Source organism: Oscillibacter valericigenes (genome assembly GCF_016902445.1).
Taxonomy (GTDB): domain Bacteria; phylum Bacillota; class Clostridia; order Oscillospirales; family Oscillospiraceae; genus Oscillibacter; species Oscillibacter avistercoris.
The window spans coordinates 1-207 of record NZ_JACSNX010000104.1 but is presented as its reverse complement, the minus strand read 5'-3'; the positions used below and the strand labels follow the sequence as shown (position 1 = coordinate 207).

Sequence of the window (207 nt, the reverse complement as noted above, 5' to 3'; positions counted from 1 at the left end):
TGCCCGCCGGTTCCAGCTTCGCTGGTTACATCGCCTTCTGCGTGGAGCGGGGCCTGATCAGCGGCTACGCTGACGGCACCTTCCGTCCCACCGGCACCCTGACCGGCTTTGCCTTCCTGAAGATGCTGCTGGGCGCTCTGGGCTATGACCAGTCCATCGAGGGCTACACCGGCACCAACTGGACCGTGAACGTGGCCGGCCGTGCCT

General features: G+C 66.2%; 1 protein-coding gene. It reads left to right on the top strand.

The genetic code is table 11. The annotated features are described in order from the left end of the window. Positions 1–207 (top strand): S-layer homology domain-containing protein (locus H9X91_RS14205; protein ID WP_204805904.1); only part of this gene is annotated, 207 nt, incomplete at both ends.